22 protein-coding genes are annotated in these 25,147 nt (G+C 44.3%); 16 read left to right on the top strand and 6 right to left on the bottom strand.

Going from position 1 to position 25,147, the window contains the following annotated elements:
* Nucleotides 1–12 precede the first annotated feature (12 nt).
* Nucleotides 13–936, bottom strand: a complete 924-nt coding sequence (locus VRK_RS08905; RefSeq protein ID WP_059121028.1) for an aminoimidazole riboside kinase — start codon at nt 934–936, stop codon at nt 13–15.
* Nucleotides 937–1,450: 514 nt separating this feature from the next.
* On the opposite strand from VRK_RS08905, the gene VRK_RS08900 reads away from it, so the two are divergent.
* Entirely contained in the window at nt 1,451–2,398 is a 948-nt protein-coding gene (locus VRK_RS08900; RefSeq protein ID WP_059121027.1) for a glutathione S-transferase family protein, read from the top strand.
* Between the two features lie 119 nt (nt 2,399–2,517).
* Here the strand turns inward: VRK_RS08900 and pta are convergent, their stop codons facing one another.
* A complete protein-coding gene (pta, locus tag VRK_RS08895) occupies nt 2,518–4,656 on the bottom strand; it encodes a phosphate acetyltransferase (protein ID WP_059121026.1) in 2,139 nt (712 codons plus the stop codon).
* Nucleotides 4,657–4,789: 133 nt separating this feature from the next.
* A complete protein-coding gene (locus VRK_RS08890) occupies nt 4,790–5,986 on the bottom strand; it encodes an acetate kinase (protein WP_059121025.1) in 1,197 nt (398 codons plus the stop codon).
* 340 nt (nt 5,987–6,326) lie between these two features.
* Here VRK_RS08890 and yfbV point away from each other — a divergent pair, with 340 nt between their 5' ends.
* From yfbV to VRK_RS08860, 6 genes are all read left to right on the top strand, one after another.
* Nucleotides 6,327–6,779, top strand: coding sequence for a terminus macrodomain insulation protein YfbV (gene yfbV, locus VRK_RS08885; RefSeq protein ID WP_059122722.1), 453 nt, complete (start codon nt 6,327–6,329; stop codon nt 6,777–6,779).
* 279 nt (nt 6,780–7,058) lie between these two features.
* Nucleotides 7,059–8,024, top strand: a complete 966-nt coding sequence (locus tag VRK_RS08880; protein WP_059121024.1) for an ABC transporter substrate-binding protein — start codon at nt 7,059–7,061, stop codon at nt 8,022–8,024.
* A 61-nt stretch (nt 8,025–8,085) separates the two neighbouring features.
* Nucleotides 8,086–8,982: an ABC transporter permease gene (locus VRK_RS08875; RefSeq protein WP_059121023.1), complete on the top strand. Its 897-nt coding sequence runs from the start codon at nt 8,086–8,088 to the stop codon at nt 8,980–8,982.
* Nucleotides 8,979–9,773 carry an ABC transporter ATP-binding protein gene (locus VRK_RS08870; RefSeq protein ID WP_059121022.1) on the top strand — a complete coding sequence of 265 codons (795 nt, stop codon included), beginning with the start codon at nt 8,979–8,981 and terminating at the stop codon, nt 9,771–9,773. Before VRK_RS08875 ends, VRK_RS08870 begins: the two co-directional genes overlap by 4 nt.
* Before the next feature lie 218 nt (nt 9,774–9,991).
* A complete protein-coding gene (locus VRK_RS08865) occupies nt 9,992–10,513 on the top strand; it encodes a hypothetical protein (protein ID WP_059121021.1) in 522 nt (173 codons plus the stop codon).
* Nucleotides 10,514–10,720: 207 nt separating this feature from the next.
* Nucleotides 10,721–12,181 (top strand): sensor domain-containing diguanylate cyclase, encoded by a 1,461-nt coding sequence (locus VRK_RS08860; RefSeq protein WP_059121020.1) that lies wholly within the window; start codon nt 10,721–10,723, stop codon nt 12,179–12,181.
* Between the two features lie 28 nt (nt 12,182–12,209).
* Here the strand turns inward: VRK_RS08860 and dusC are convergent, their stop codons facing one another.
* Complete coding sequence (gene dusC / locus VRK_RS08855; RefSeq protein ID WP_059121019.1) at nt 12,210–13,169, bottom strand: tRNA dihydrouridine(16) synthase DusC; 960 nt, start codon at nt 13,167–13,169, stop codon at nt 12,210–12,212.
* A gap of 140 nt (nt 13,170–13,309) precedes the next feature.
* On the opposite strand from dusC, the gene VRK_RS08850 reads away from it, so the two are divergent.
* The 9 genes from VRK_RS08850 to VRK_RS08810 all read left to right on the top strand — a co-directional run bounded on the left by VRK_RS08850 (nt 13,310) and on the right by VRK_RS08810 (nt 22,847).
* Complete coding sequence (locus tag VRK_RS08850; RefSeq protein WP_059121018.1) at nt 13,310–13,927, top strand: YecA family protein; 618 nt, start codon at nt 13,310–13,312, stop codon at nt 13,925–13,927.
* A 143-nt stretch (nt 13,928–14,070) separates the two neighbouring features.
* Nucleotides 14,071–14,682: an outer membrane lipoprotein periplasmic chaperone LolA gene (gene lolA, locus VRK_RS08845; protein WP_059121017.1), complete on the top strand. Its 612-nt coding sequence runs from the start codon at nt 14,071–14,073 to the stop codon at nt 14,680–14,682.
* A gap of 78 nt (nt 14,683–14,760) precedes the next feature.
* Nucleotides 14,761–16,110, top strand: a complete 1,350-nt coding sequence (locus VRK_RS08840; RefSeq protein WP_059122721.1) for a replication-associated recombination protein A — start codon at nt 14,761–14,763, stop codon at nt 16,108–16,110.
* Nucleotides 16,111–16,271: 161 nt separating this feature from the next.
* Nucleotides 16,272–17,579, top strand: a complete 1,308-nt coding sequence (gene serS / locus VRK_RS08835) for a serine--tRNA ligase (protein WP_059121016.1) — start codon at nt 16,272–16,274, stop codon at nt 17,577–17,579.
* Between the two features lie 273 nt (nt 17,580–17,852).
* Nucleotides 17,853–19,442: an ATP-binding protein gene (locus tag VRK_RS08830; RefSeq protein WP_059121015.1), complete on the top strand. Its 1,590-nt coding sequence runs from the start codon at nt 17,853–17,855 to the stop codon at nt 19,440–19,442.
* A gap of 78 nt (nt 19,443–19,520) precedes the next feature.
* The gene (locus VRK_RS08825) at nt 19,521–20,018 is read left to right on the top strand and encodes a DUF6653 family protein (protein WP_059121014.1); all 498 of its coding nucleotides are present in this window, start codon (nt 19,521–19,523) and stop codon (nt 20,016–20,018) included.
* A gap of 225 nt (nt 20,019–20,243) precedes the next feature.
* On the top strand, nt 20,244–21,680 hold the full coding sequence (locus VRK_RS08820) for a S41 family peptidase (RefSeq protein ID WP_059121013.1): 1,437 nt from the start codon (nt 20,244–20,246) through the stop codon (nt 21,678–21,680).
* Nucleotides 21,681–21,712: 32 nt separating this feature from the next.
* A complete protein-coding gene (locus VRK_RS08815; RefSeq protein ID WP_059122720.1) occupies nt 21,713–22,186 on the top strand; it encodes a DUF1203 domain-containing protein in 474 nt (157 codons plus the stop codon).
* 391 nt (nt 22,187–22,577) lie between these two features.
* Complete coding sequence (locus VRK_RS08810; RefSeq protein ID WP_059121012.1) at nt 22,578–22,847, top strand: DUF1883 domain-containing protein; 270 nt, start codon at nt 22,578–22,580, stop codon at nt 22,845–22,847.
* Nucleotides 22,848–22,914: 67 nt separating this feature from the next.
* Here the strand turns inward: VRK_RS08810 and VRK_RS08805 are convergent, their stop codons facing one another.
* Both VRK_RS08805 and VRK_RS08800 read right to left on the bottom strand, forming a co-directional pair.
* A complete protein-coding gene (locus tag VRK_RS08805; protein WP_059121011.1) occupies nt 22,915–24,510 on the bottom strand; it encodes an ABC-F family ATPase in 1,596 nt (531 codons plus the stop codon).
* A gap of 116 nt (nt 24,511–24,626) precedes the next feature.
* Nucleotides 24,627–25,034 (bottom strand): DUF2061 domain-containing protein, encoded by a 408-nt coding sequence (locus VRK_RS08800; RefSeq protein ID WP_059121010.1) that lies wholly within the window; start codon nt 25,032–25,034, stop codon nt 24,627–24,629.
* Nucleotides 25,035–25,147 lie beyond the last annotated feature (113 nt).

Here is a 25,147-nt window from a genome sequence, read left to right as displayed (position 1 = left end):
ATCTGAAATACATTAACCGGTAATGAGTTCGAGTAATTTATGACGATGAGGCAGAGCGGTCATTGCCCCTTTTTGTGTGGTTGCCAGACCTCCACAGCAATTCCCCCATGTAACGGCATCAATGATCGTTGCCCGGTTTTTCCATTGTTCGAATTCAGATAAACGGCAGAGCATGCCACCAACGAATGCATCGCCCGCCCCAGTGGTATCAACGACATTGACTTGACGGCTCGGTACTTTGAGTTGTTCACCTTGACTGACAACAAGTGTGCCTTCGGCACCTAATGTGATGACAATCAAAGGGATAGAGAATTCAGCCAACATTTCCAGACCGGCTTCAATCGTTTCAGTCCCCGTCAGTAAAGTCAGTTCTTCTGCGGAGAATTTGACTACATCCGCATGACGAACCACTTGCATCACGGTGGGAATCATCTCTTCAGGATTTGACCAGACTTCTTCTCTCAGATTTGGATCAAAACTGAATGAGCCGCCGGCTTGTTTGATCTGTTGAATCGCTGTGAGTGTTGAACTTCGACTGGGTTCGTTTGCCAGCGCAATAGAGCACACATGCAACCACTCATTGGGTTGAAAATGCGGGATATCATCAGTGGTTAAAAATTGATCGGCACTCGGTTTTACCATAAATGTAAAACTACGTTCGCCGTGATCATCTAAATCAACGACGACAGTGGAAGTTCGCTGTGCTTTATCAAGAAATAAATAATCGGTGTTAACCGATTCTTCAGTCAATGTATGTTGCATAAATTTACCCATCGGGTCAAAACCGACGCGACCAAAAAATGCACTTTTTCCACCTAAACGAGCGATAGCAACAGCGACATTTGCTGGCGCACCTCCCGGGCATCTTAAATAATGAGATTCTCCGTCAGGGATTAAATCAACGACAGCATCTCCGGTTAACCATATCGTATTCACTGTGATGTCTCCTGTGTATTTTACGATAATTATTTTACCTGAATATATCAATATTATCACGTATTATTATGACAGTGATATCATTATATTATTGATAATTATCAATATCTTGTGGTGGCTTTGTCGTGTTGTCTGGATACCTTGTCCGCTCGTTTGTTTAGCAAATGCTCAGAGTGGTACTAGGGTTATTTCTATGGATAGTTTAGTTGGATTTTCTAATTGTTTAATCATTATTTTATTACTTTAGATGTAATTTTTTTATTATTATCAGTCTATTTTAAATCAGTATTTTTATATTTAATTTCGCTATTTAATTTATTATTTTATGTATTTTTAATTGATGTGATTAATATGCTTATATGATCAATGATTTATTTTTCATTCGTATTATGGACATGTAAGCAGTCATATATTGGGTTATTCGAATTATTTGAATATGAAAGCCAGAGATGGTGAGTGTTGAATCTGGTTGTATTTTCCTATAATCCACTTACACAGAGATAAGGGGGGATTTATGGGAAAGCTTATTGAAGGTACATGGCATGATGTTTGGTACGATACAAAGAGCCAGCAAGGGCGTTTTGTTCGTGAGGACGCAGGGTTTCGTCATTGGGTCAGGCATGATCCTGATGCCGCATTTCAGCCAGAATCCGGCCGTTATCATCTCTATGTCTCTCTTGCTTGCCCATGGGCTCATCGCACCCTGATTTTCCGTCAACTGAAAGCGTTGAATGACCATATTGATATTACGATCGTCTGTCCGGATATGATGTCTGAAGGATGGACATTCGGGATTCCTGAGCCGCTATTCGGTCATACCCGTTTACATCAGATCTATACGCGGGCAAAACCGGATTATACTGGCCGGGTCACCGTTCCTGTCCTTTGGGATAAAAAGACCGATACCATTGTGAGTAACGAGTCGTCTGAGATTATCCGGATGTTTAACAGTGAATTTAACCACCTGACCGGTAATTCACTGGATTTTTATCCTAAAGCATTACAAGCAGCGATTGATCAGTGGAATGACCGCATCTATCCGAATGTGAATAATGGTGTCTACCGCTGTGGGTTTGCGACCACTCAAGATGCTTATGAAGAAGCATATGAATCGTTATTTGATGAATTGGATAAGATCGATGCACATCTTGCCGGTAGCCGTTATCTGGTTGGTAATCAGTTGACTGAAGCCGATTGGCGTTTATTTACCACATTGATTCGTTTCGATGCAGTCTATGTCGGACATTTCAAATGTAATAAAAGACGCATTGCAGATTACAAGCATTTATCCGGTTATCTGAGAGAGTTGTACCAAGTACCGGGTATCCAAGACACGACCGATTTTTATCATATTAAGCGGCATTATTACTTCAGCCATACAGGGATTAATCCGACTCAAGTCGTTCCTGTCGGCCCTGTACTGGATTTGCTGTCTCCGCATGGCAGAGAGCATCTCAATTAATTACAGCAGACATCAAGTGTGCTGTGTTGCGTAAGATGGTTCATCAATAATTACTGATAAAAAAGCCCTCGCTTCAATGTTGAAGTGAGGGCTTTTGTTTTACGAATCAGAGATTATCTCTATTCTTGGCTCGCCTGAATTGCTGTCAGAGCGATGGTGTAAACAATATCGTCTACCAGTGCTCCCCGAGACAGATCGTTAACAGGTTTACGCATACCTTGCAGCATTGGACCAATCGAGACCAGATCAGCAGAGCGCTGTACCGCTTTATAGGTTGTATTACCGGTGTTCAAATCAGGGAATACAAACACCGTCGCTTTACCGGCAACCGGTGAGTCTGGTGCTTTCGACGCGGCAACGTTTTCCATGATTGCTGCATCGTACTGAAGCGGACCATCGATGATTAAATCAGGACGTTTTTCTTGTGCAATGCGAGTCGCTTCACGAACTTTATCAACATCCGCACCCTGACCAGAGGTTCCTGTCGAGTAAGAAATCATAGCAACCCGTGGTTCAATACCGAACGCAGCGGCTGAATCAGCGGATTGAATGGCAATTTCAGCCAGTTGTTCTGAATTTGGATCCGGATTGATGGCACAGTCGCCATAAACCAGAACCTGATCCGGAAGCAACATGAAGAAAATTGAAGACACGAGCGAAGCATTCGGAGCGGTCTTAATCAACTGAAGTGGCGGGCGGATGGTATTTGCCGTTGTGTGCACAGCACCGGAAACCAAGCCGTCAACTTCACCTTTCTCCAGCATCATTGTTCCGAGAACCACAGTATCTTGCAGTTGTTCTCTGGCAACAACTTCGGTCATGCCTTTGTTCTTACGCAGTTCAACCAGACGTTCGACATACTGTTCACGCGCATCACTCGGGTTGATGATGGTGATACCTGTACCCAACTCAACACCTTGTTGAATGGCGACACGTTTGATCTCTTCCGGGTTACCCAGCAGAACACACTCTGCAATACCACGTTCAGCACAGATAGATGCTGCTTTGACGGTACGAGGTTCGTCACCTTCAGGCAGCACAATGCGCTTATTCGCACGACGAGCAAATTCGGTGAGCTGATAACGGAACGCTGGTGGACTGAGACGACGAATACCTTGTGTGCCTTCAGTCAGGGAATCGATCCATGGTCCGTCAATATGGCTGGCAACATGTTCATTGACGAATTCGATCCGTTCTTTGTCATCTGCCGGTACTTCGAGGCTGAAACTCTGTAAGTTCAGCGACGTTTGCCAAGTGTTACCCTGCGCTTTAAAGATCGGCAGGCCTGATTCAAATGCCGGACGACACAGATTCATGATCGTCTCTGGCATATCATAACCACCAGTCAGGAGAACAGCGCCGATATCAACCCCGTTCATGGCAGCCAATGCTGCTGCAACCATCACGTCAGGGCGATCTGCTGACGTCACCAGTAGCGAACCGGGTTTGAAATGCTCAATCATATTCGGTAATGAGCGGGCACAGAACGTAATACTTCTGATCCGGCGTGTGTTGATTTCACCTTCGTTAATGATTTCTGCATTCAGGTGTTTTGCCATATCAATGGCACGTGTTGCAATCAGATCAATACGCCATGGTACGCAACCCAGCACTCGAATCGGACTGGAGTTGAAGATTTGCATGACTTCAAGATTAGTCTGTTTTGCTTGGTCACTATCATCAAAAATTTCAGACAAATCTGGTCGGGTGCGGCCGTCTTCATCAACAGGAGCATTGAGTTTGTTAATGATAACACCAGAAATGTTGTTATTCTTCGTGCCACCGAAGTTTGAACAGGCGACTTCAATCCGTTCTTTCAACTGTGTTGGATTGTTTGTTCCCGGAGTGGCGACAAAGACAATTTCAGCACCAAGGGTTTTGGCAACTTCTGCATTGACTTGATTGGCGAACGGATGTTTCCGTGTTGGGACAAGACCTTCTATCAGAGTGACTTCGGAATCCTTGTTCACTTGATTGTATCTTTCCACGATGGTCTCAAGGAGAACATCCATCTGTTCACTACCAATCAGTGTCTCAACCTTTGACATCTGCATGGGTTCAGCGATTTTGATATCGCTGCTTGAACTTAAAATGGCTGAAGTCAGATCCGGTTGGTCTCCGCCGTGACGAGGCTGGGCTATTGGCTTGAAAAAAGAGACCTTAACACCTTTGCGCTCCATCGCGCGGATTACCCCAAGACTGACACTGGTTAAACCAACACCGGCACTGATAGGGATCAGCATAATAGTACGAGACATGAGTAGAGTACCTTTAGCTATCGATTGCAATACAAATGAAAATTTGCTTGCAGAAAGGAACAAAGCTTAACGGATAGAAATTGTTAAGCCCCAGAACAAAACTGGCTAACTCATCGAGTTAGCCAGTGTGTCATTACAGACCTGCGAGTTTTGCAGTGTCTTCAGCGATGACCAACTCTTCATTGGTAGAGATGACCATTGCAGGAATTCGACTATCTTCAGTCGTGATTGTACCTTCACCACCGAAGCGGGCTTTCAGGTTCGCTTCTTGGTTCACCTGAATACCGAAAATACTTAAACGATTCAACACCATCTCACGAATAGGCGCTGAGTTTTCACCGATACCACCGGTAAATACGATGGCGTCTAAACGACCATCCATACTTGCGGTGTAACCTGCAACGTATTTTGCCAGACGATGGCAGAATACATCCATTGCACGTGTTGCATCTTCTTTTGTACCGTAGTTATCTTCAACGTAACGGCAGTCAGACGTGACTTCAGTCAGACCTTGTAACCCGGATTCTTTCGTCAGCATGGTGTTGATATCTTTCACTGAGTAGCCAAGTGCATCATGCAGATGGAAAATAATCGCTGGGTCGATATCACCACAACGTGTGCCCATGACAAGGCCTTCCAGTGGTGTTAGCCCCATCGAGGTATCGACGGATTGACCATTTTTGATGGCACAAACAGAAGCACCATTCCCTAAGTGACAGTTGATGATGTTCAGTTGATCGGCCGGTTTACCCAGACGTTCTGCCGCTTCACGCGTGATAAACAGGTGAGATGTGCCATGCATTCCGTAACGACGGATACCGTGCTCTTTATAGAGTTTGTATGGCAGTGCGTATAAGAATGATTCTTCAGGCATGGTCTGATGGAAAGCTGTATCAAATACGGCCACATTTTTCAGACTTGGGAATGCGTGCTGTGCGGCTTTAATGCCGATAACATGGGCAGGGTTATGCAGTGGTGCAAATGTGGCTGCCTCTTCAATACCTTTTAAAACAGAATCATCAATCAAAGCGGATTGAGTAAACTGTTCACCGCCATGAACAATTCGGTGACCGATCGCTGCCAGATTGTCTGCCAGTTCAGGTTTAGACGCGAGAATGGTTTCAACGATAAAAGCTAAAGCTTCTTCATGGGCAGCACCATTTCCTAGTTGTGCTTCATGCTTACCATCCAATTTCCATTTGATTCGGGCTTCTGGGAGGTGGAGACATTCAGCAAGACCTGTGAGATGCTCATTACCATTTTCTGCATCAACGATCGCGAACTTAAGAGAAGAACTACCGCAGTTTAAAACTAAAACTAGCTTTGACATGAGTAACTACCTGTATAATCGGTTTAGATAAAAATCGGTTCCAAGAGTAATATGACAAATCGGGTCATAAACTAATCCTGGTCAAACAAACATCAACTTACGTCTACCTATCGTGATTGACTTAAAGGTTACACGTTTTATTATCACCTAAAGTAAGTTTCAAAGTTGCTTAAATAATAAATCGAGGCAACAATGACAGTAAGGCGCGCAAAGGATAGCGATGTTCGGCCATTATAACAAAAAAATTTGAACAAATATTAATTTTGGACAAGATTTTACGGGATTAGTTGAAGATTTCAATTATTCTTATAGTTTGTCTGCCAGTGAGTGAGAAATGCCAATGAGCCATAACGCAGGATTGATTCATAATCTGAGAGATGGGCAAAAGTACATGGATATCTGGCCAATGCGCAAAGAGTTAGCCCCGATGTTCCCTGAACAAAGGATTATCAAAGCGACTCGTTTTGCGGTGAAGGTCATGCCAGCTGTGGCAGCGATTAGTGTGCTAACCCAAATGGTTTTTCACAATATCGGAGCGATGCCCCAAGCGATTATCATGGCTCTGTTTGCGATCAGCCTTCCCTTGCAGGGGATTTGGTGGTTAGGCAATCGAGCCAATACACGACTCCCACCTTCGCTAGCCGGATGGTATCGCGAGCTGCACCAAAAAATTGTCGAGACTGGTTTTGCGTTAGAACCCATAAAGGCAAAACCTAGATATAAAGAGTTAGCGCTGGTACTCAATAAAGCATTTCGCCAGTTGGATAAATCGGCGCTTGATCGCTGGTTTTAATTTCTGCCCATCGAAGTGCCTTCTGTTTCATAGTCTTTTATAAAAGACTATGAAATATATTTAATATTTGCACCCTGCCTGATTGTGATTTATGTATATATCTATCACTATTTATTCTTCTGAGTGGATGAAGGTATAAATCACACTTCCCTTTACTGTAACTTGCTGGTAATAATGTTGTTGATTGCAGCCTGTAACGCAGTAATAACAAGTCAAATACATTAAACACAACATTAAACACAACATTAAAACTTAATGCCTTAGATTTAAGGAGTCACGATGAAAGCAGGAAAACTGGTAGCAACCGCTGTTCTGGCCGGAGCGGCGCTCATTTCCTCAACTAATATTATGGCGAAAACGGCAAAAGTCGCCGTGTCACAGATCGTTGAACACCCAGCTTTGGATGCGACCCGTCAGGGGCTTCTGGATGGATTAAAAGCGAAAGGATATATTGAAGGAAAAAATCTAGATTTTGAATACAAGACCGCACAAGGAAACCCAGCAATAGCCGTACAGATCGCCAGACAGTTTGTCGGAGAGCGTCCGGATGTGCTGGTCGGTATCGCGACCCCAACCGCACAAGCTTTAGTTTCCGCAACCCGTTCTATTCCCATCGTTTTTACTGCGGTTACTGATCCTATTGGTGCGAAGCTGGTTAAAACCATGCAGCATCCGGGAAAAAATGTGACGGGCCTATCCGATTTGTCTCCTGTCAAACAGCATGTCGAGCTGATTAAAGAATTGATGCCGGACGTCAAAACCATTGGTGTTGTCTACAATCCGGGTGAAGCAAACGCGGTCAGTTTGATCGAGCTGCTCAAGCAGAGTGTCAAAGAAAATGGCCTGAAACTCGTTGAAGCGACTGCATTGAAAAGTGCCGATGTTCAGTCTGCAACGCAAAGTATTGTTGAGAAATCTGACATTATTTATGCCTTAATCGATAATACGGTTGCCAGTGCCATCGAAGGGATGATTGTGACGGCCAATCAGGCCAAAACGCCCGTTTTTGGGGCTGCAACCTCCTATGTTGATCGCGGTGCGATTGCGAGTCTTGGTTTCGATTACTATCAGATTGGTATACAGACAGCTAATTATGTTGCCGAGATTCTGAACGGCAAAGAGCCGGGAGATATTGATGTCACTGTCGCAAAAGGTTCAGATCTGGTCGTGAATAAAACCGTTGCGGATAAGCTGGGCTTCAAGATTCCTCAATCCATTCTGGATCGTGCAACCAGTATCAAATAATCACAACAATAAACGGGCTGGCTCACCAGCCCGAAATAAATAAGCAGAAAGGGAGTACGAAATGTCTGCTTTTGCCTTTTTTGGAGCTCTGGAAATAGGGCTGATTTATGGATTAGTTGCACTTGGCGTTTATTTGACGTTTCGAGTGCTTGATTTTCCTGATTTAAGTGTGGATGGTAGTTTCCCAATGGGGGCAGCGGTTGCTGCAACAGCGATTGTCGCGGGAATAAATCCGTGGATTGCAACCGGGTTAGCCATAATTGCCGGTGCGATGACTGGTTGGGTGACCGCTTTTCTCACGGTTCGGTTCGGTATCTTAAACTTGCTGGCCTCGATCCTCACCATGATTGCCGCGTTTTCAATCAATATTCGTATTATGGGGCGTCCGAATCTGGCGTTGATTGGTGAAGATACGATTTTGACGCCTTTTGAAGCGATGGGGGACCCTATGTATATCCGTCCATTGGTCGTTGGTGTGCTGGTGTTACTAACCGCTTTATTGATTGTCCGCTTGCTGAACAGTGATTTTGGTTTAGGTCTGAGAGCCACAGGCGTGAATGCACGGATGGTGGCAGCTCAAGGTGGCAGCACCGCATTTTATACTTATTTTGGTTTGGCGCTGTCGAATGGTTTTGTCGGCTTTGCCGGGGCATTGTTCGCGCAGACCAACAGTTTTGCTGATGTTACTTCCGGTGTCGGCACCATTGTTGTCGGGCTGGCAGCTGTGATTCTGGGACAAACATTAATTCCCGGAAGACGTATCTGGGTTGCCGTGGTCGCGGTAATTCTTGGCTCGGTGCTTTATCGTCTCGCTGTGGCATTTGCACTGAGTTCAGGTATGTTTGGTTTGCAGGCTTCAGATCTGAATCTTGTAACGGCCGTATTGGTTGCGATCGCGCTGATCATGCCGCGTATGAAGAATAAAATGAAATCGAACCGGGCCGGAGGTGCTGCATGATTCGGCTGGAAAATATACAGGTGACTTTTAACCCGGGGACAATTCTAGAAAACCGTGCTTTGAAAGGGGTGTCTTTGACGGTGCCTGAACATCAGTTTCTGACTGTGATTGGTTCAAATGGCGCCGGTAAATCAACGCTACTGGGTGCGGTGACGGGTGAAACACCGATGGTTGGTGGCAAGGTGTTGATTGATGATATCGATGTGACGCGTCGAAGTGTTGATCAGCGTGCTAATTTTTGTGCGCGTGTGTTTCAGGATCCGCTGGCGGGCACTTGTGGTTCGTTGACCATTGAAGAGAATATGGCGCTGGCTTACAAGCGCGGCAGTCGCCGCAGTTGGAAACATGCACTCTCTTCCAAGCGTCGTCAGCTGTTTCAGGAGCGTATCAGTATTTTGGGACTGGGGCTGGAAGATCGTCTCGGTGACAGCATTGGTCTGCTCTCCGGAGGACAACGGCAGGCTGTGAGTCTGGTGATGGCGACGCTCGCAGAGAGTAAGTTATTGTTATTGGATGAACACACGGCAGCACTCGATCCCCGTATGGCAGCTTTCATTATTGAGCTGACGAATAAAATCGTAAAAGAGTTTAATCTGACGGTGATGATGGTGACACATTCGATGAAAGATGCATTGGCTTGTGGTGACCGAACGGTGATGCTTCATCAGGGACAGATCGTACTCGATGTCTCCGGAGAGCAACGACGACATATGGATGTACCGGATTTGCTGGACATGTTTTCAAAAGTCAGAGGGGAGACATTGGCTGATGATAGTTTACTTTTGAGTTGAGCCTGTTTCTGCCAACCGCCTAAACTACGAAGACGTGCAGTTAGCGCGTCTTTTTTGTTGTCAGAAATCAAATCACGGACAACGCTGAACGCCTTCAGAACTCACAATGTTGATATATTTCACATTATTTTTGGTTGATGGTGGAAGTGTTATCATAATTTATTGAATCTGTTGATTTATTTCATGTATGATGCCCCCACTTATCATGAGGAATATCGATGAATATGAAAAACTTTTTGTGTCTAATATTGGCTACTTTTATTCTTACTGGTTGTGCTGCGACTTCTTCACAAAACCGCTATATGACGGTTCAGGATAATGTTATTTCAGCGGCTCCATACCATACTCGGATTGTACTCAGTGATGGATTTGTATTGGTTCATCAAGAAGACAGCAGTGAATTTCAGAAATTTAGTGATTCGACAGTGGATCAAGGAAACATCATCACGAAAAAGATGGTGTTTGATAAAGATAACATCGAAGTGCAGATTATCGATGAAACAACTGTCGATGTGAATTCTTACTGGATTCCTAGCTCCCATTTGATCGATGACAAGTATAAAAAATCAACTTTCTACCATGCCGGTAATAAATATTATATTCAACAGTTTGAGCAAGATGGTTATAAAATTGAGGGGTATACGACTGCTGTTGGACGTTATCAGTTGCAAGTCTATGTCATTTATCCGGAAGATATGGATGTCAACATCAAGGATGTTCTCACTTTGACCGAAATGTAATGAGATAGTTCTAGAGAAAAGTGCGTTGAGACGACGCACTTTTTTATGCATGTTTCAGAGCATATCTATCAATTTCATATAACAAAAATCAATTCTTATTATCTTTTCATATCAAATTTTGATATAAGTCAATGCTTTCTAATTTCTGTAGTGCTCCTTTGTATTACGCTTAAAGGAACAACGCCATCACTTAGTGTATATCTGTGAATGAAGAAACATTTTGCTATAAAAGGGCGACTTCTGACCCCACTCATTTTTGCTTTGGCACTTGTAGGTATGCTGTTTGAAGGGCATATCAGGCAATTGGAGAGAGAGCTGAGTGAAGAGTACGAAAGAGTCGAACGGGAATTCTTTCGCGCATCCAAGATGTTGACCATTTTGGATTATAGTTTGAATAATTACATCAAGGTCCGTCAATCTCTGATACTGACGCATACGACAAAGATTGTAAATGGCGTATGCCATATGCGGCCGAAGTTGGCAGTAACAGATGATCGCGTAAATTCCGATGTTCATATACGGGCACTTGAATACATTATTGTTGGCGATAAAACACTGTGTGACAGAAATAGTCCCCTCCATCACGAAGTAGGATTCAGAATTGCACTGGCACCGGTGATTTCATTGCTTCATGATCTGGATGATTATCTGATAGGCGTTCATTATATCGATCCATCGGGTTATATCATTTCTTCTCCTGACACGCTGTCGGTTAATGTGACGACAGACGTGCTCGAACAGATTCAATCTCCGAACTGGGACGTATATCAGAATCTGGACGAAGAACAGCTGATTAAAGTTCGTGGACCGATGGTACTTCAGGAACTGCAATCGACTGAAAGCCTCATTTCTTTGATGTTGCCAGTTTACTCAAATCATCAGTTCGAAGGGGTAATTTCATTGAATATCATGTTGGATAAGCTGTTGAATACTAACCAACGTCTTGCGGGTAAGCTCCATTTTATTGATACACAGAAAGAGTCGTTGCCAACAAGTGCTTTTCAACCTTATTCGCTTCAGGATGCGGGAATCTCATTTCATCATGCCATTTATTACGATATGGATTGGGGGCATGAGATCTATCAGTTTGTCAGTCTGAAACAGAAGACATTAGTGCTTATCACTGTGATGTATGTATTAACAGTGATGTTCTTTCTGTTTATGAATACCCGTCATGCGAAAAGTTATTATGAAGGACTTGCTGTTCGAGACCCATTGACAGGCCTACGCAATCGGCGTGGATTTGAAGCCTTTCTTGAACATACACCGCATCAGTCTTATGTGGCGATTGCGATGTTTGATATTGATAATTTTAAAGCGATCAATGATCACTTTGGTCATGATGTTGGGGATGATGTTATCTGCTATGTCGGTGACCAGATTCGATGCCATATCCGTGCGACCGATACGGTTGCCCGTTATGGTGGCGAAGAATTTGTTCTGTATTTGACGGCCGAGCGTGAAAGTCATCTCAGGAGAACATTACTCCGCGTCAAAGAAGCCCTGAGTGAAGAGTCTGAGATGGTTGTGGAAGGTGGTTTTACGATTTCCGGTGGGGTTGAGATTGTGGCTTGTAGTGAGCTGCATGATATTGATGCAATCTTGAAATCAGCCGATGAAAAATTATACATGGCAAAAAAGAGCGGCAAAAATCAGCTGATTTTCTAAGAGTGTTGATTGTTGCAGGAAAGTGAGCTTACACCCATTCCCGCGGCTGTTCGGATTGATGATGTTTAATCCGTTCAACAATCGGTTCTACGGCTGTCAGCGTCCGGATCTCTCGAAATAAGGCATTCGCTTGAGGATAAACTTGGCGTAGATAAGAAAACCACTGTTTGACGCGGTTTGGATAGTATTTGCTTTTGTCACCATTTACCTCACAGCGAGAATAAATCAGCAAGAGCTCGACGATTTCAGACCAAGAGAGCGGAGCATGATTGTATTTAATCATGTTGCCCAAATTCGGGCGATTTAATGCCCCACGACAAACCATCAGGCTGTCTACACCTGTCACATCAATACACCGCTGAGCATCGGTCGCATCCCATATTTCGCCGTTGGCAATTAACGGTAGACGGGTTTTTTGGCGAATCTGCTGGATATATTCCCACTTGATTTCACTGGCTTTGTAGCCGCCGGCTTTGGTACGAGCATGAACCGTTAGCTCGTTTGCTCCCGCCTGCTCAATGGCATCGACGATTTCAAAGCAGTCTTGCGGGTTTTCTAGTCCTAAGCGGATTTTTGCTGAAACGGGGATTTCCTCGGGCACGGCTTCTCGGCAAGCTTTGACGACTTGATAAATTAATTCCGGAAATTCCAGAAGTGCTGCGCCACCTTTGCTTTTGTTTACGGTTTTTGCCGGACAGCCGAAATTCAGATCGATACCATGTGCCCCGAGTTCTGCGGCAAACGCAGCATTTTCTGCCATCCAGTCCGGATCTTGTCCGAGTAATTGAATATTCACGGGAACCCCTGAACGGGTGCGGGAGCCGTGGTGTAGTTCGGGACAGAGGCGATAGTAGACGTGTTTAGGCAGCAACTGATGGACAACCCGGACAAACTCCGTCACACACAGGTCATAATCATTCATGTCTGTCAGTATTTCTCGCATCAGATGATCGAGAACACCCTCCATCGGGCCCAGAACAATACGCATAAACTTCCGCTCTTCTATCAGGACGCGCGATTGTAATTGGCTCGGTCGCAAATGTCACGCCAGAATCTTTCTGCTGCGTGTCATTGATTTACGTTCTGGGTATAATGGCCGATGACAGAAAAACAGGAACAATATGTATCATGACTTATCAATTGCTGAATATAACTGAACTTCCGAGCGACGAGTCGCCATTACTGATTGAAGGTGCGGTACTGGCAGCCAATATGGCTTGTCAGCCGTTGGAAGCTCATTTATGGATGTCTCATCTGGTGACTGAACTCACAGACACAGCAGAGCAAGCTTTTACGGCTCATTATCAACAGCAGTATTCAGCATTACTGGCCCGGCAGTACTCCGTTGGTGACTTGCTGGATGTGACTGACCGCGAAGCATTGGCTGAGTTTGCGTCAGGGTTTATGGGAGTCTGGCCTTTAGTGGAGCCCCACTGGCAACGAGTCGCTGTATCTGACGGTACACAAAGAATGTTACAAGGGTTGTTGACGACGCTGATGTTAGCGATTGATGAAGCGGAAACTCGCCAGCAGATGAAAGATGCGGGGGTTGACGTACCGCCTTATCTGACAGAAATGGCTGAACACTTGGACATGATGATTCATGAAGTGGCTTGTGCCGCGGATGAACAGCAAAGTGGCGCCCGGTCACATCGCGTCAATCCTTATAAAACGGTCGGCAGAAATGATAACTGCCCGTGCGGTAGTGGTAAAAAATTCAAGCAGTGTTGTTTGAAAACGGCATGATTTAAATTGAACGTGACGGATGGCCGGTCACGCTGCATTTTTCGGCTGATAGATTTTTTTTCGACATACACATGACAAAAAGCCGCAAATAATGGTCTATATCCATCAATAATCATTCACATTTGTTCAGCAACGGAGAACACATGAAAAAACTGGTTGCCTTCTTTCTATTGATATCAATGGCCTGTAGCTTTTCAGCACTGGCGGATCCGAAGGATGAATTAAGTGCGAGGCTTGCGTTAAATGATGGGTTCAGTGCTCATTTTCAACAGCAGGTTGTCAGCCCTGACGGGGAAGTCGTTTCTCAGGGAGAAGGGAAAGTCGATATTGCGCGCCCGAGTCTGTTTCGTTGGGAGACGGTTACCCCGGATGAGAACTTGCTGGTCTCTGACGGAACCACCGTTTGGTATTACAATCCTTTTGTCGAACAGGTGTCTATTTATAATCAGTCTCAGGCAACTGAGCAGACACCATTTGTGTTGTTGACGAGAAACCGAAAACAGGACTGGGAACATTATCGAGTTTCGCAGCAAAGCGATGATTTTACACTGGTGCCGACGACAACAGACAGCAGACAAGGTGAGTTTCATATTCGAATTGATCAAAAAGGTGTTGTCAAAGGGTTTGATGTGATTGAACAGGATGGCCAGAAAAGTTTATTCTCGTTTCAGAATATCACACTGAAACGGCCGGACAATCATCTGTTCCAGTTCAAAATTCCTGCGGGTGTAGAAGTGGATGACCAGCGGCAGTAGTTTCAAATAAGTTGTTCCAAAAAAACGGTAGGTTCAAAAAAGAGCAGTCGCTTCAAAGCATGACGGATGAGCATCATTGTGAATAACTATAGTTTGGATTTTTCAGGGGATGAAGATTTTCGTCCGCTTGCAGCAAAGATGAGACCCCAGCGGATCGAGCAATATATTGGTCAGCAACATATTCTCGGCCCGGGAAAGCCCCTGCGCAGAGCGCTGGAAAGCGGCCATCTACACTCGATGATTCTCTGGGGACCTCCGGGGACCGGCAAAACTACATTAGCTGAATTGGCAGCAAACTATGCCAATGCGCGTGTAGAGCGCGTGTCTGCAGTCACCTCCGGGGTGAAAGATATTCGTGCTGCGATTGAACGTGCCCGGGAAAATCAACTGGCAGGTTTTCGCACCATTTTGTTTGTCGATGAAGTCCATCGGTTTAATAAGTCGCAACAGGATGCCTTCCTGCCGCATATTGAAGATGGCACGATCACCTTTATCGGTGCGACGACCGAGAACCCTTCATTTGAGCTCAATAACGCACTGCTCTCCCGGGCGCGGGTGTATAAGCTGACCTCACTCAATACACAAGATATTGCCGATGCTCTGCAACAGGCAGTGACCGATGAGGAGAGAGGGTTTGGCGGGATTGCCGCTGACTTTCAGGACCAGGTGCTCGATCGTCTGGCTGAATTGGTTCAGGGTGACGCCCGTATGGCATTGAATTATCTGGAGCTGTTATATGACATGGCCGATGAAGATGCGACGGGTAACAAGGTTATCAGTCTATCTTTGTTGGCGGAAGTTGCAGGGGAAAAAGTTGCCCGTTTTGATAATAAGGGTGATATATGGTACGACTTGATTTCCGCGGTTCATAAGTCAATTCGCGGTTCAAATCCTGATGGCGCGCTGTACTGGTCTGCGCGGATGATCGCTGCCGGCTGTGATCCGCTGTACCTTGCCCGTCGTTTACTGGCGATCGCCTCGGAAGATATTGGTAATGCTGATCCAAGGGCAATGCAGGTTGCTTTATCCGCATGGGATTGTTTTACGCGTGTCGGCCCGGCAGAAGGTGAAAGAGCGATAGCACAAGCCGTTGTGTATTTGGCATGTGCCCCCAAGAGTAATGCCGTGTACACCGCATGGAAGCAGGCTTTGGCGGACGCCCGTGATGAACCCGAGTATGAAGTCCCGTTTCATTTACGCAATGCACCGACGAAATTAATGAAAGAAATGGGCTATGGTGATGAATACCGCTATGCGCACGATGAGCCGGGCGCTTATGCTGCCGGAGAGCAATATCTCCCGCCTGAAATGGCCGGAACTAGCTATTATCACCCCTCGGAAAGAGGCTTGGAAGGAAAGATCAACGAGAAACTCAAGTATCTGGCTGAGTTAGACGCAAAAAGCACACGAAAGCGCTATGAAAAATAGCCACTTTTCGTTAATCTCTTATACCCAAATTGCTTCAGGTTATCTGTCAGGCTATCTGTCAGGGTTCTGGGCATGTCAATTTTCATGACGTTTTGTGCTGTGACCATCTGATTGGTACAGAACAGAGCGCTTTTTACAACCCATTAAGCATAGGATTAGCAATGCTGGATTCTAAATTACTTCGCACAGAGCTGGATGAAACAGCAGTAAAACTGGCGCGTCGCGGATTTACCCTCGACGTAGAGACCATTCGTCAACTTGAAGAGAAGCGTAAATCGATTCAAGTCGAAGTTGAAAATTTACAATCCACTCGCAACTCCATTTCGAAACAGATCGGTCAACTGATGTCGGCTGGTGATAAGGAAGGCGCTGAAGCGATCAAACAGCAAATCGGTTCTCTGGGCAGTGATTTAGATGCCCGTAAAGCAGAATTGGATCAGGTGCAGAAACAGCTGGAAGATATTGCGTTGTCTGTCCCTAATATTCCTGATGATGCTTCACCGGATGGGCTGGATGAAGAGAGCAATGTTGAGATTTCCCGTTGGGGCGAGCCGAAGCAATATGACTTTGTTGTGAAGGATCATGTTGATTTAGGTGAAATGGGTGACGGCCTGGATTTCGCCAGCGCGACAAAAATTACCGGTGCCCGGTTTATCGTGATGAAAGGCCAGTTTGCCCGCCTGCACCGGGCGATTGCTCAGTTTATGCTGGATCTACATGCGGATCTGCATGGGTATACCGAAATGTATGTCCCTTATCTGGTCAATGCCGATACGCTGTATGGCACGGGGCAACTGCCTAAGTTCGGCAAAGATCTGTTTCATACGGAACCATTGGTAGAAAAAGTCAGTGATGAAGAGCCGCGTCGCTTGTCGCTGATTCCGACTGCGGAAGTTCCGCTGACAAACTTAGTCCGTGATTCAATTCTGGATGAATCTGAACTGCCGCTGAAGATGACTGCACATACACCGTGTTTCCGCTCTGAGGCGGGCTCTTATGGTCGGGATACCCGCGGCCTGATCCGGATGCACCAGTTTGATAAAGTCGAGCTGGTACAGATTACCCGCCCTGAAGATTCAATGAATGCCTTGGAAGAACTGACGGGTCATGCGGAAAGAGTGCTTCAGTTATTAGAGCTGCCTTACCGTAAAGTGATTCTGTGTGCCGGAGATATGGGCTTTGGGGCACGTAAGACTTACGATCTGGAAGTCTGGGTGCCTGCACAGGAGACTTATCGTGAGATTTCATCTTGTTCAAACATGTGGGATTTTCAGGCACGTCGGATGCAGGCGCGTTTCCGCCGCAAAGGTGAGAAAAAAACCGAGTTGGTGCATACCCTGAATGGCTCCGGTCTTGCCGTTGGCCGGACAATGGTTGCGATTTTGGAAAATAATCAAGAAGCGGATGGACGTATTGCGATTCCTGAAGTGCTGCGCAAGTATATGGGTGGCCTGACTCACATCGGATAAGCATTCTCCACTAACATGATGAATCATAGGTAAAAGCCGGGCGTTCAAATCCCGGTTTTTTTATGGGTAATTTTCGGAATTGGATTGCTCATCATAATAGCGGTTTTTGGCTGACGGCGGGCCAGTGTCACAAATCGTCACAGTCAGCGAAAAAAAATGAATATACTATTTAGATATACCAATAGGAGCAGGCGAAATTCAGGGATGGATTTTTAATTTTAACGATTTGAGATAATTGTATTTTTATGAATAACTCAACAATGGTGAACTTCGATGATAAAGTCATTTTTAGGGTTATGGATTCTGGTCTTCGGTCCCTTATTTTTTCTACTCTATCCAAGTGATTTGAACCCAATATTATCATTTAATAATTATATTGAAGGGCAGCGCTATGAACGGATCTATCAAGGGACATTTACTTTGATCGAGTCCCGGCTTGATTCAATACCGATCGACACTTGGCCTGATGAAATAGAACAATTGAGTCAGCATTTCGGTTTTGCACTTCAGTTACTTGATATCAATAAGACCAACTTTGGGTCATTGAACCGAGACGAAATCGAGCAGCATCAGATTATTTTTTTCAATGAAGAACCTGAATTCTTAATTAAGAAAATTGCCAATAGCCATTTTATCCTAAAAATATTTGTTGATTCTTCAGAAGCAGAAAAAATACGGCGAGGTGCAGAAGGGACTGTGTATTTGCTTCAGGAACAGTTTGCATCGACAGAACGAGAACATTGGCCGACACTATTACGTGACATTTCAAATAATTTTCCGTTTGATTTACAAATTGTCAAAAGAAATCAGATCAAGATCAGTCAAACCGAACAGAATCAATTCGCGACACATTCTTTTTTCTGGCGAACCAATCCAACCGATGAAATTACATTTTATATCCAACTAAATGATGGAGACTCGTTTCTTTTAGCTAATTTAATTCCGATGTCCTCAATTCATCCATCGGTCATCATTGTGCTGGTCTTGGTGTTTGTCCTCTCAATTTCTGCAGGGATGTTTTTCTGGACTTATCCGCTGTGGCGGGATTTGAAAAACTTGTTGGCGGCAACATTGCAATTCGGCAATGGGGATTTGAATAGTCGGGCGGTGGTATACAAGATATCCACCGTAGCGACCTTAGGGAATGCTTTTAACCGCATGGCGGATAGGATTGAGCAATTGTTGAAAGGGCAGAGAACCCTCACCAATGCCATTGCACATGATTTGCGGACCCCGCTTTATCGCCTGAGGTTTGCGTTTGAGATGTTATCTAACGCAACGACCAATATAGAAAAAGAAAAGTATCAAAGTTCGATCTCTAAAAGTCTGGATGACTTGGATAGCTTAATTAACCAGACCATCGTGTTATCCCGCTATAGTGGTGACAGTCAATTGCTTTCCTTTGCCAAATATCATCTTGCCCAATTGATTGATGATGAATGTGTGAGTGTCTTTCAACTCTATCCGGACATTCATTATCAATTGCGAATTGCACCTGAAGCGACCGAAAAGCTGGCACTGATTGATCAGATTGCGATGAAACGGGCGCTCAGTAACTTGTTAATCAACGCATGTAAATATACCCGAACCAGTGTGCTGGTGGATTTATCATTTGTTGCGGAGACGGATATGTTCGTGATTGATGTGTGTGACGATGGGATCGGAATTGATGAAAGTGATTGGGAGCGGATTTTCTTGCCATTCGAACAACTGGATAATGCGCGAAGTCATGCTGCTTCAGGGCATGGGCTTGGGTTAGCGATTGTCAAACATATCGCACAATGGCATCAGGGTACGGTATGTGCAGGACGGTCTGATTTGGGAGGCGCGAAATTTACGTTCACCTTCCCAAACCGGACGTAAGGATGGTTCTGCCGGAAACGAATCGCTTTTTTGTCGGTGTGATTAATTTTTTATAATGAATTGATAGGTAGGTGAAAAATGACCATTGAACGTAAATTAGCGACACTATTTCATTTAGATGGCAATGGGTGGGACAGACATGCCAATCCGTGGAGTGTCTGGACCCGATATAGTGTCTTGCCACTCTTTATTATCGCCGGTTTCTTGAGGGAGTGGAGTGTTTGGTTGAGTCTTCTGGTTTTGGTGATGGCATTTGTGTGGATGTTTTTAAATCCGATTTTATTTCCGAAACCACTCTCGTTACAAAGCTGGGCAACGAAGTCGGTACTCGGAGAACGGATTTATTTAAACCGGGACAAAGAACCACTGCCTAAAGCGCATCAATTGCCTCTATTTATGATTCTGCATTTGACGTCTACGCTCGGACTGATATTAGCGGGGTGGGGCGTTTATCAGTACGATATACAACTCTGTATTTTATCGGTACTGGTGACTTATCTTGCGAAAAGTTGGTTTTTAGATCGTATGGTTTGGTTATATTGTGATTTCAGTCGTGAACATCAGTCATCTGAGTAGACCCCATCTATTCTTATTATAAAGCAACCTGAGGAAATGGTGATTTTATATCTGAATTCGATAATTATCACTAAAACAATACTTGAGATAATTTAGTTTTATTCAATATTATTATGACTTTATTTGTCTGTTTTTGTCTTAATTGAGCAACAAGTTGCTACACAAATAAAACGTGAAATCCATTAACTTATTCACCATAGTCAATAACTGAATGGTGAGTGGTAAATGAAACAATTAATACAGATCAGTGTGGTTGCATCAATGCTTATTTTAAGCGGCTGTAATCATAAGATAAATGAAAATAAAAATGATGATAAACCGGTTGAGCCAAGTATTTGGGTATCAGAGAATTATGGGTCTGCATTGAAAATTATATCTGATTCGGTGACCGAGTATGAGTTTACTTCTGATTACTGTGTACTAACAAATCAAGAAACATTCAGCAAGGAAACGTTTGAAAAACATTATCAGCAGGTCGGTGATCAATTAGTCAGCTTTACTTATCCGGGTTTGAATGCTTATCCGACAGATTACACGGTCAAATATGTGAAACAGACTGAGTTGCCGAATAGTTGCCTTACCAATCTGAGTGTTGTCAATGCGGCGGAAAACGATCCGGTCAGAAACTTGAATATGTTTATCCAGACCCTTGATTCATATTATTACAATCTAGATGTTCCCGGGATTGATTGGACGCTTATGAAGCAAAATGAACTTGGTCAGGTGTCTGATAATTCAACACGGGAGCAACTTTTCGAGATGATGTCAGCACTGATTGGTCCATTACAGAATGGACATGCTTACATATTAGATCAGGATAAACTGGCTCGGTTTAGACAACGGGATCGACCGGTTTTACTCGACAGACTACGGCAAGAATATATCGATGATAATGGTCTGGTTGCACCTTTCACCGAATCTGAAAATACGGCGATTCAAAAATATACTGATGATAACGAGGTGCTTATTCGATCTATTATTTCCAATCAACTGAATCTATCGGGTGGTTTAGGTGAGCATATTATCTGGGGAAAAGGAAAGAGCGATAATATTGGTTACCTGTATATTGATGGATGGAGTGATTTTGTCGCGGGCAATGACCATGCTGAAACTTTAGCTGTGTTCAGACAAACAATGAATCAAGTTATGGCCGATTTCGTATTGACCGATGGGATGGTGATAGATCTGCGTTTTAACGGGGGCGGTTATGCTTATCTTGCCAGAGCGTTAGCCGAATATTTTGTTGACCAAAAAACCTTAGGCTATATTAAGAGTGCCCGTAACGGTGCCGGATTCGAACCTGAGCATGAAATTTATCTTGAGCCACAATCTCCGGGTTATCGAAAACCGGTTGCTGTTCTGATTAGTAATACGACTGCATCCGCTGCTGAGTTATCGACACTCATGTTAAGTGCGTCCGATCAAGTGACATTGATCGGTGAAAGAACTCAGGGAATGTTATCCGGTAGCTTAGGCAAAACGTTGCCCAATGGTTTCCGTTTTGGTATTTCGAATATGAAGACCTTATCAGCCGATCGGGTAGAGTATGATCAAGTGGGCATTCCACCGGCAATCACCACTTCATTCTTTTCAAAAAGCGATCGGACAAATGGTATCGATACAGGACTTGAAGCTGCTTTTAACTGGATAAGACTCATGTAATGGATGTTAATGAATGCTAAATGGAGTTGAATATGAACACTGATTTTATAATTAAAGCGCTTGATGAGAAATATTTTTCTCAGTATTTGCAGATGGACGAAGAACAACTGGCCGAGGTGAATGGCTGTTGGCTTACTGCTGATGAAAAACCGGGTTATCCTTGTCGAGTGACGCTGCAAGAAGCTGAAGTCGGTGAGAAAATCCTTTTAATTCACTATCCGTATCATGATGTTAAATCACCTTATCACGCAACTGGGCCTATTTTCGTTCGGGCGAATAAAACAATGGTTGAACTGGCGATTAATGAAATTCCTGAAATATTGCAGACCCGATTATTATCGGTGAGAGCTTATGATGTGAACAGTATGATGGTTCATGCTGAGACGGTGCAAGGCCCCGCTCTGGAAGACGTTATCCGCAATAATTTTAAAAACGATCAAGTGCACTATCTACAAATTCATAACGGTAATCCCGGTTGCTTTAACTGTAGTGTCTTTAGGGCTTAAGCGATTATTTTTAATTTGATATATGACTGAATGAAGGGCAATGAGTTATCAATTGCCCTTCATTTTTTAAATATATAATCCCTTCTTTGAACATAAATCTGCTCAGACTATCTGCCTTTTCATTATTTTCTATATGGAATTGAAACCGCGATCAATTGGTATAATATGAAATTAATCCAATAACAAGTGTCATTTTTTATCACTGGGTTGCATATCAATTAGAAATTTTCGAGAGATATTAAACAATATTGATACTTCAGACTGTGCTATAGGTATGATTTTATTATCTATTTATTCCGTGATCTATGACTGAAAATTCAATATGATCGAGTAATTGAATATATATCTTCGAGCAATAAGACAGATTCGAAAATGTATTTTTGGAGAGATAATGAAATTTACCCATTACGATCTTGATATTTGTGAACGAGGCCAGAAAATAGAAGTGACGTTGAAAGATAATACGGCCAATGTCCTTTTACTCGACAATGACAATTTTCAAAAATACAAGCAACGGCGCAATTATAAATATAATGGCGGCCATATGACGGATACGGTGAGTATGTTTCTGGTGCCTTATTCGGGGCATTGGCATGTAGTTGTGGATCGGGGGGGTTATGCGGGGACAGTCCAGTCGAGTGTGCGGGTGATTCCGCTGTAAAACCGTGGGTTGTTCAGGAGACCTACAGCACAGGTATCGTAAGTCTCCCATCGTGATTTGAGTTAAATTAGCCGATCAGGCCTTGTTTCGCCAGATATTCATCGTAAGTGCCGTGGAAATCATGCACGCCATCTTTAGTAATTTCGATAATACGTGTTGCGATTGAGGAAACAAACTGACGGTCATGAGAGACAAATAACAGCGTCCCCGGGTAGTTTTCGAGTGCTAAGTTCAGGGCCTCAATCGATTCCATATCCATGTGGTTGGTCGGCTCATCCATCAGCAGAATATTTGGTTTTTGCATGATCAGCTTACCGAACAACATGCGACCTTGTTCTCCACCGGAGATGACTTTGACCGACTTCTTAATCTCATTTTGTGAAAATAGCATCCGACCCAGAATACTGCGCACGGTTTGCTCGTCATCGCCTTCTTTTTTCCACTGTCCCATCCAATCCATTAAACTAAGGTCTTCACTGAATTCATGGGCATGATCCTGCGCGTAGAAACCAATATTATTGTTTTCTGACCATTTGATCTCACCGGACATCGGAGCAATAACACCTGCCAGTGTATTCAACAGCGTTGATTTCCCAATCCCGTTTTCCCCGATAATGGCAATCCGTTCACCGACTTCGACCATTAGATTGACATCGCTAAACAGAATGTTGTCACCATACCCTTGTTTGAGGGCGTTGACTTCGAGCGCATTACGGAACAGCGGTTTCTCCTGCTCGAATCGAATAAACGGTGACTGACGGCTGGAAGGTTTGACCTCTTCAAGCTGAATTTTTTCAAGCTGTTTCTGGCGTGATGTGGCTTGTTTGGCTTTTGATGCGTTTGCTGAGAAGCGGCTGACAAAGGTTTGCAATTCCGCTATCTGTGCTTTTTTCTTGGCATTGTCAGCATGGAGACGTTCTCTGCTCTGTTCTGCGGCAATCATATATTCATCGTAGTTACCGTGGAACAAGCGAAGCTCACCATAGTCCAGATCGGCCATATGGGTACAGACGGTATTCAGAAAATGGCGGTCATGCGAGATGATAATCATGGTACAGTTGCGAGCCAACAGCGTCTGCTCTAACCAAGAGATCGTATGCATGTCCAGGTTGTTGGTTGGTTCGTCGAGCAGCATGATTTCCGGTTCGGCAAATAAAACCTGAGCCAGCAACACCCGCAGTTTCAGGCCCGGGGCGATTTCACTCATTAGCCCAAAGTGTTGTGCTTCAGGGATTCCCAGTCCGAGCAATAATTCTCCGGCACGGGCTTCGGCTGAGTAGCCGTCCATTTCGGCAAATTCTGTTTCCAGATCACCAACTCGCATGCCGTCTTCATCTGACATTTCAGGCAATGCATAAATGCGGTCGCGTTCTTCTTTGACTTCCCACAACTCTTTATGGCCCATAATCACGGTGTCGATGACGGAGAACGCTTCGAATGCAAACTGGTCTTGTCCCAGCTTGGTCATCCGTTCATTGGGATCAGTTGCAACACTCCCGACGGAAGGTTCTAGTTCACCACTCAGAATTTTCATAAAGGTGGATTTACCGCAACCGTTCGCGCCGATAAGACCATAACGGTTACCGTGACCAAATTTAATGGAGATGTTTTCAAATAATGGCTTATCGCCAAATTGCATGGTGATGTTTGCAGTTGATAGCACAGGAAATTCCAGATTGAGTGGTGAATATGAAAAAAGCTGGCCTTGCGGCCAACTTAATAGATAAGCGTCATATTAACAGATTTTGTGATAGACATCACCCCTCATGTGGCACACGACTACGATGGTGTTACCGCTCTGTGGTGAGCACACTGCCATGGTTGATGTTGTGCTTTTCCTTGCCACACTTTCTCGTGGAAGTAATAGGCGCAGGTATTGATGCTAGGTTCAATCAGAGCCATGACGCCACCGATCAGCCAGCTACCGGTCAGTAGATAGGCTACATTAAAGGCGACACTGAAATGGATCACCGCGAAACTGGCGGTTTTAATATGTGGTGCGGAAGCATAACGCTGTAGCGGTGCATATTGAGACCATACTTTTTCATGAAAATAGAATGCCACGGTATTGATCATGGGCTCTAACATGGCAATTAAACTTCCCAGAATTACATCGCCAGTCAAGATATAGGCAACGGTAAACGCAATACTGAAGTGAATGGCTGCAAAACTAATGGTCTTTTTCATCGGGTGTCCAACCTAAATCATCTGCTTTGATATCAATATTATTGATAATTATTATCATTTGGTATATTCGATTGTATCTATCTATAGGATAGGCAAAACCGCATATGAGCCGA

The organism is Vibrio sp. MEBiC08052, assembly GCF_001506075.1.
Lineage (GTDB): Bacteria > Pseudomonadota > Gammaproteobacteria > Enterobacterales > Vibrionaceae > Vibrio.
The sequence above is the reverse complement of the archived record's forward strand: the minus strand, read 5'-3'. Positions and strand labels throughout refer to the sequence as shown.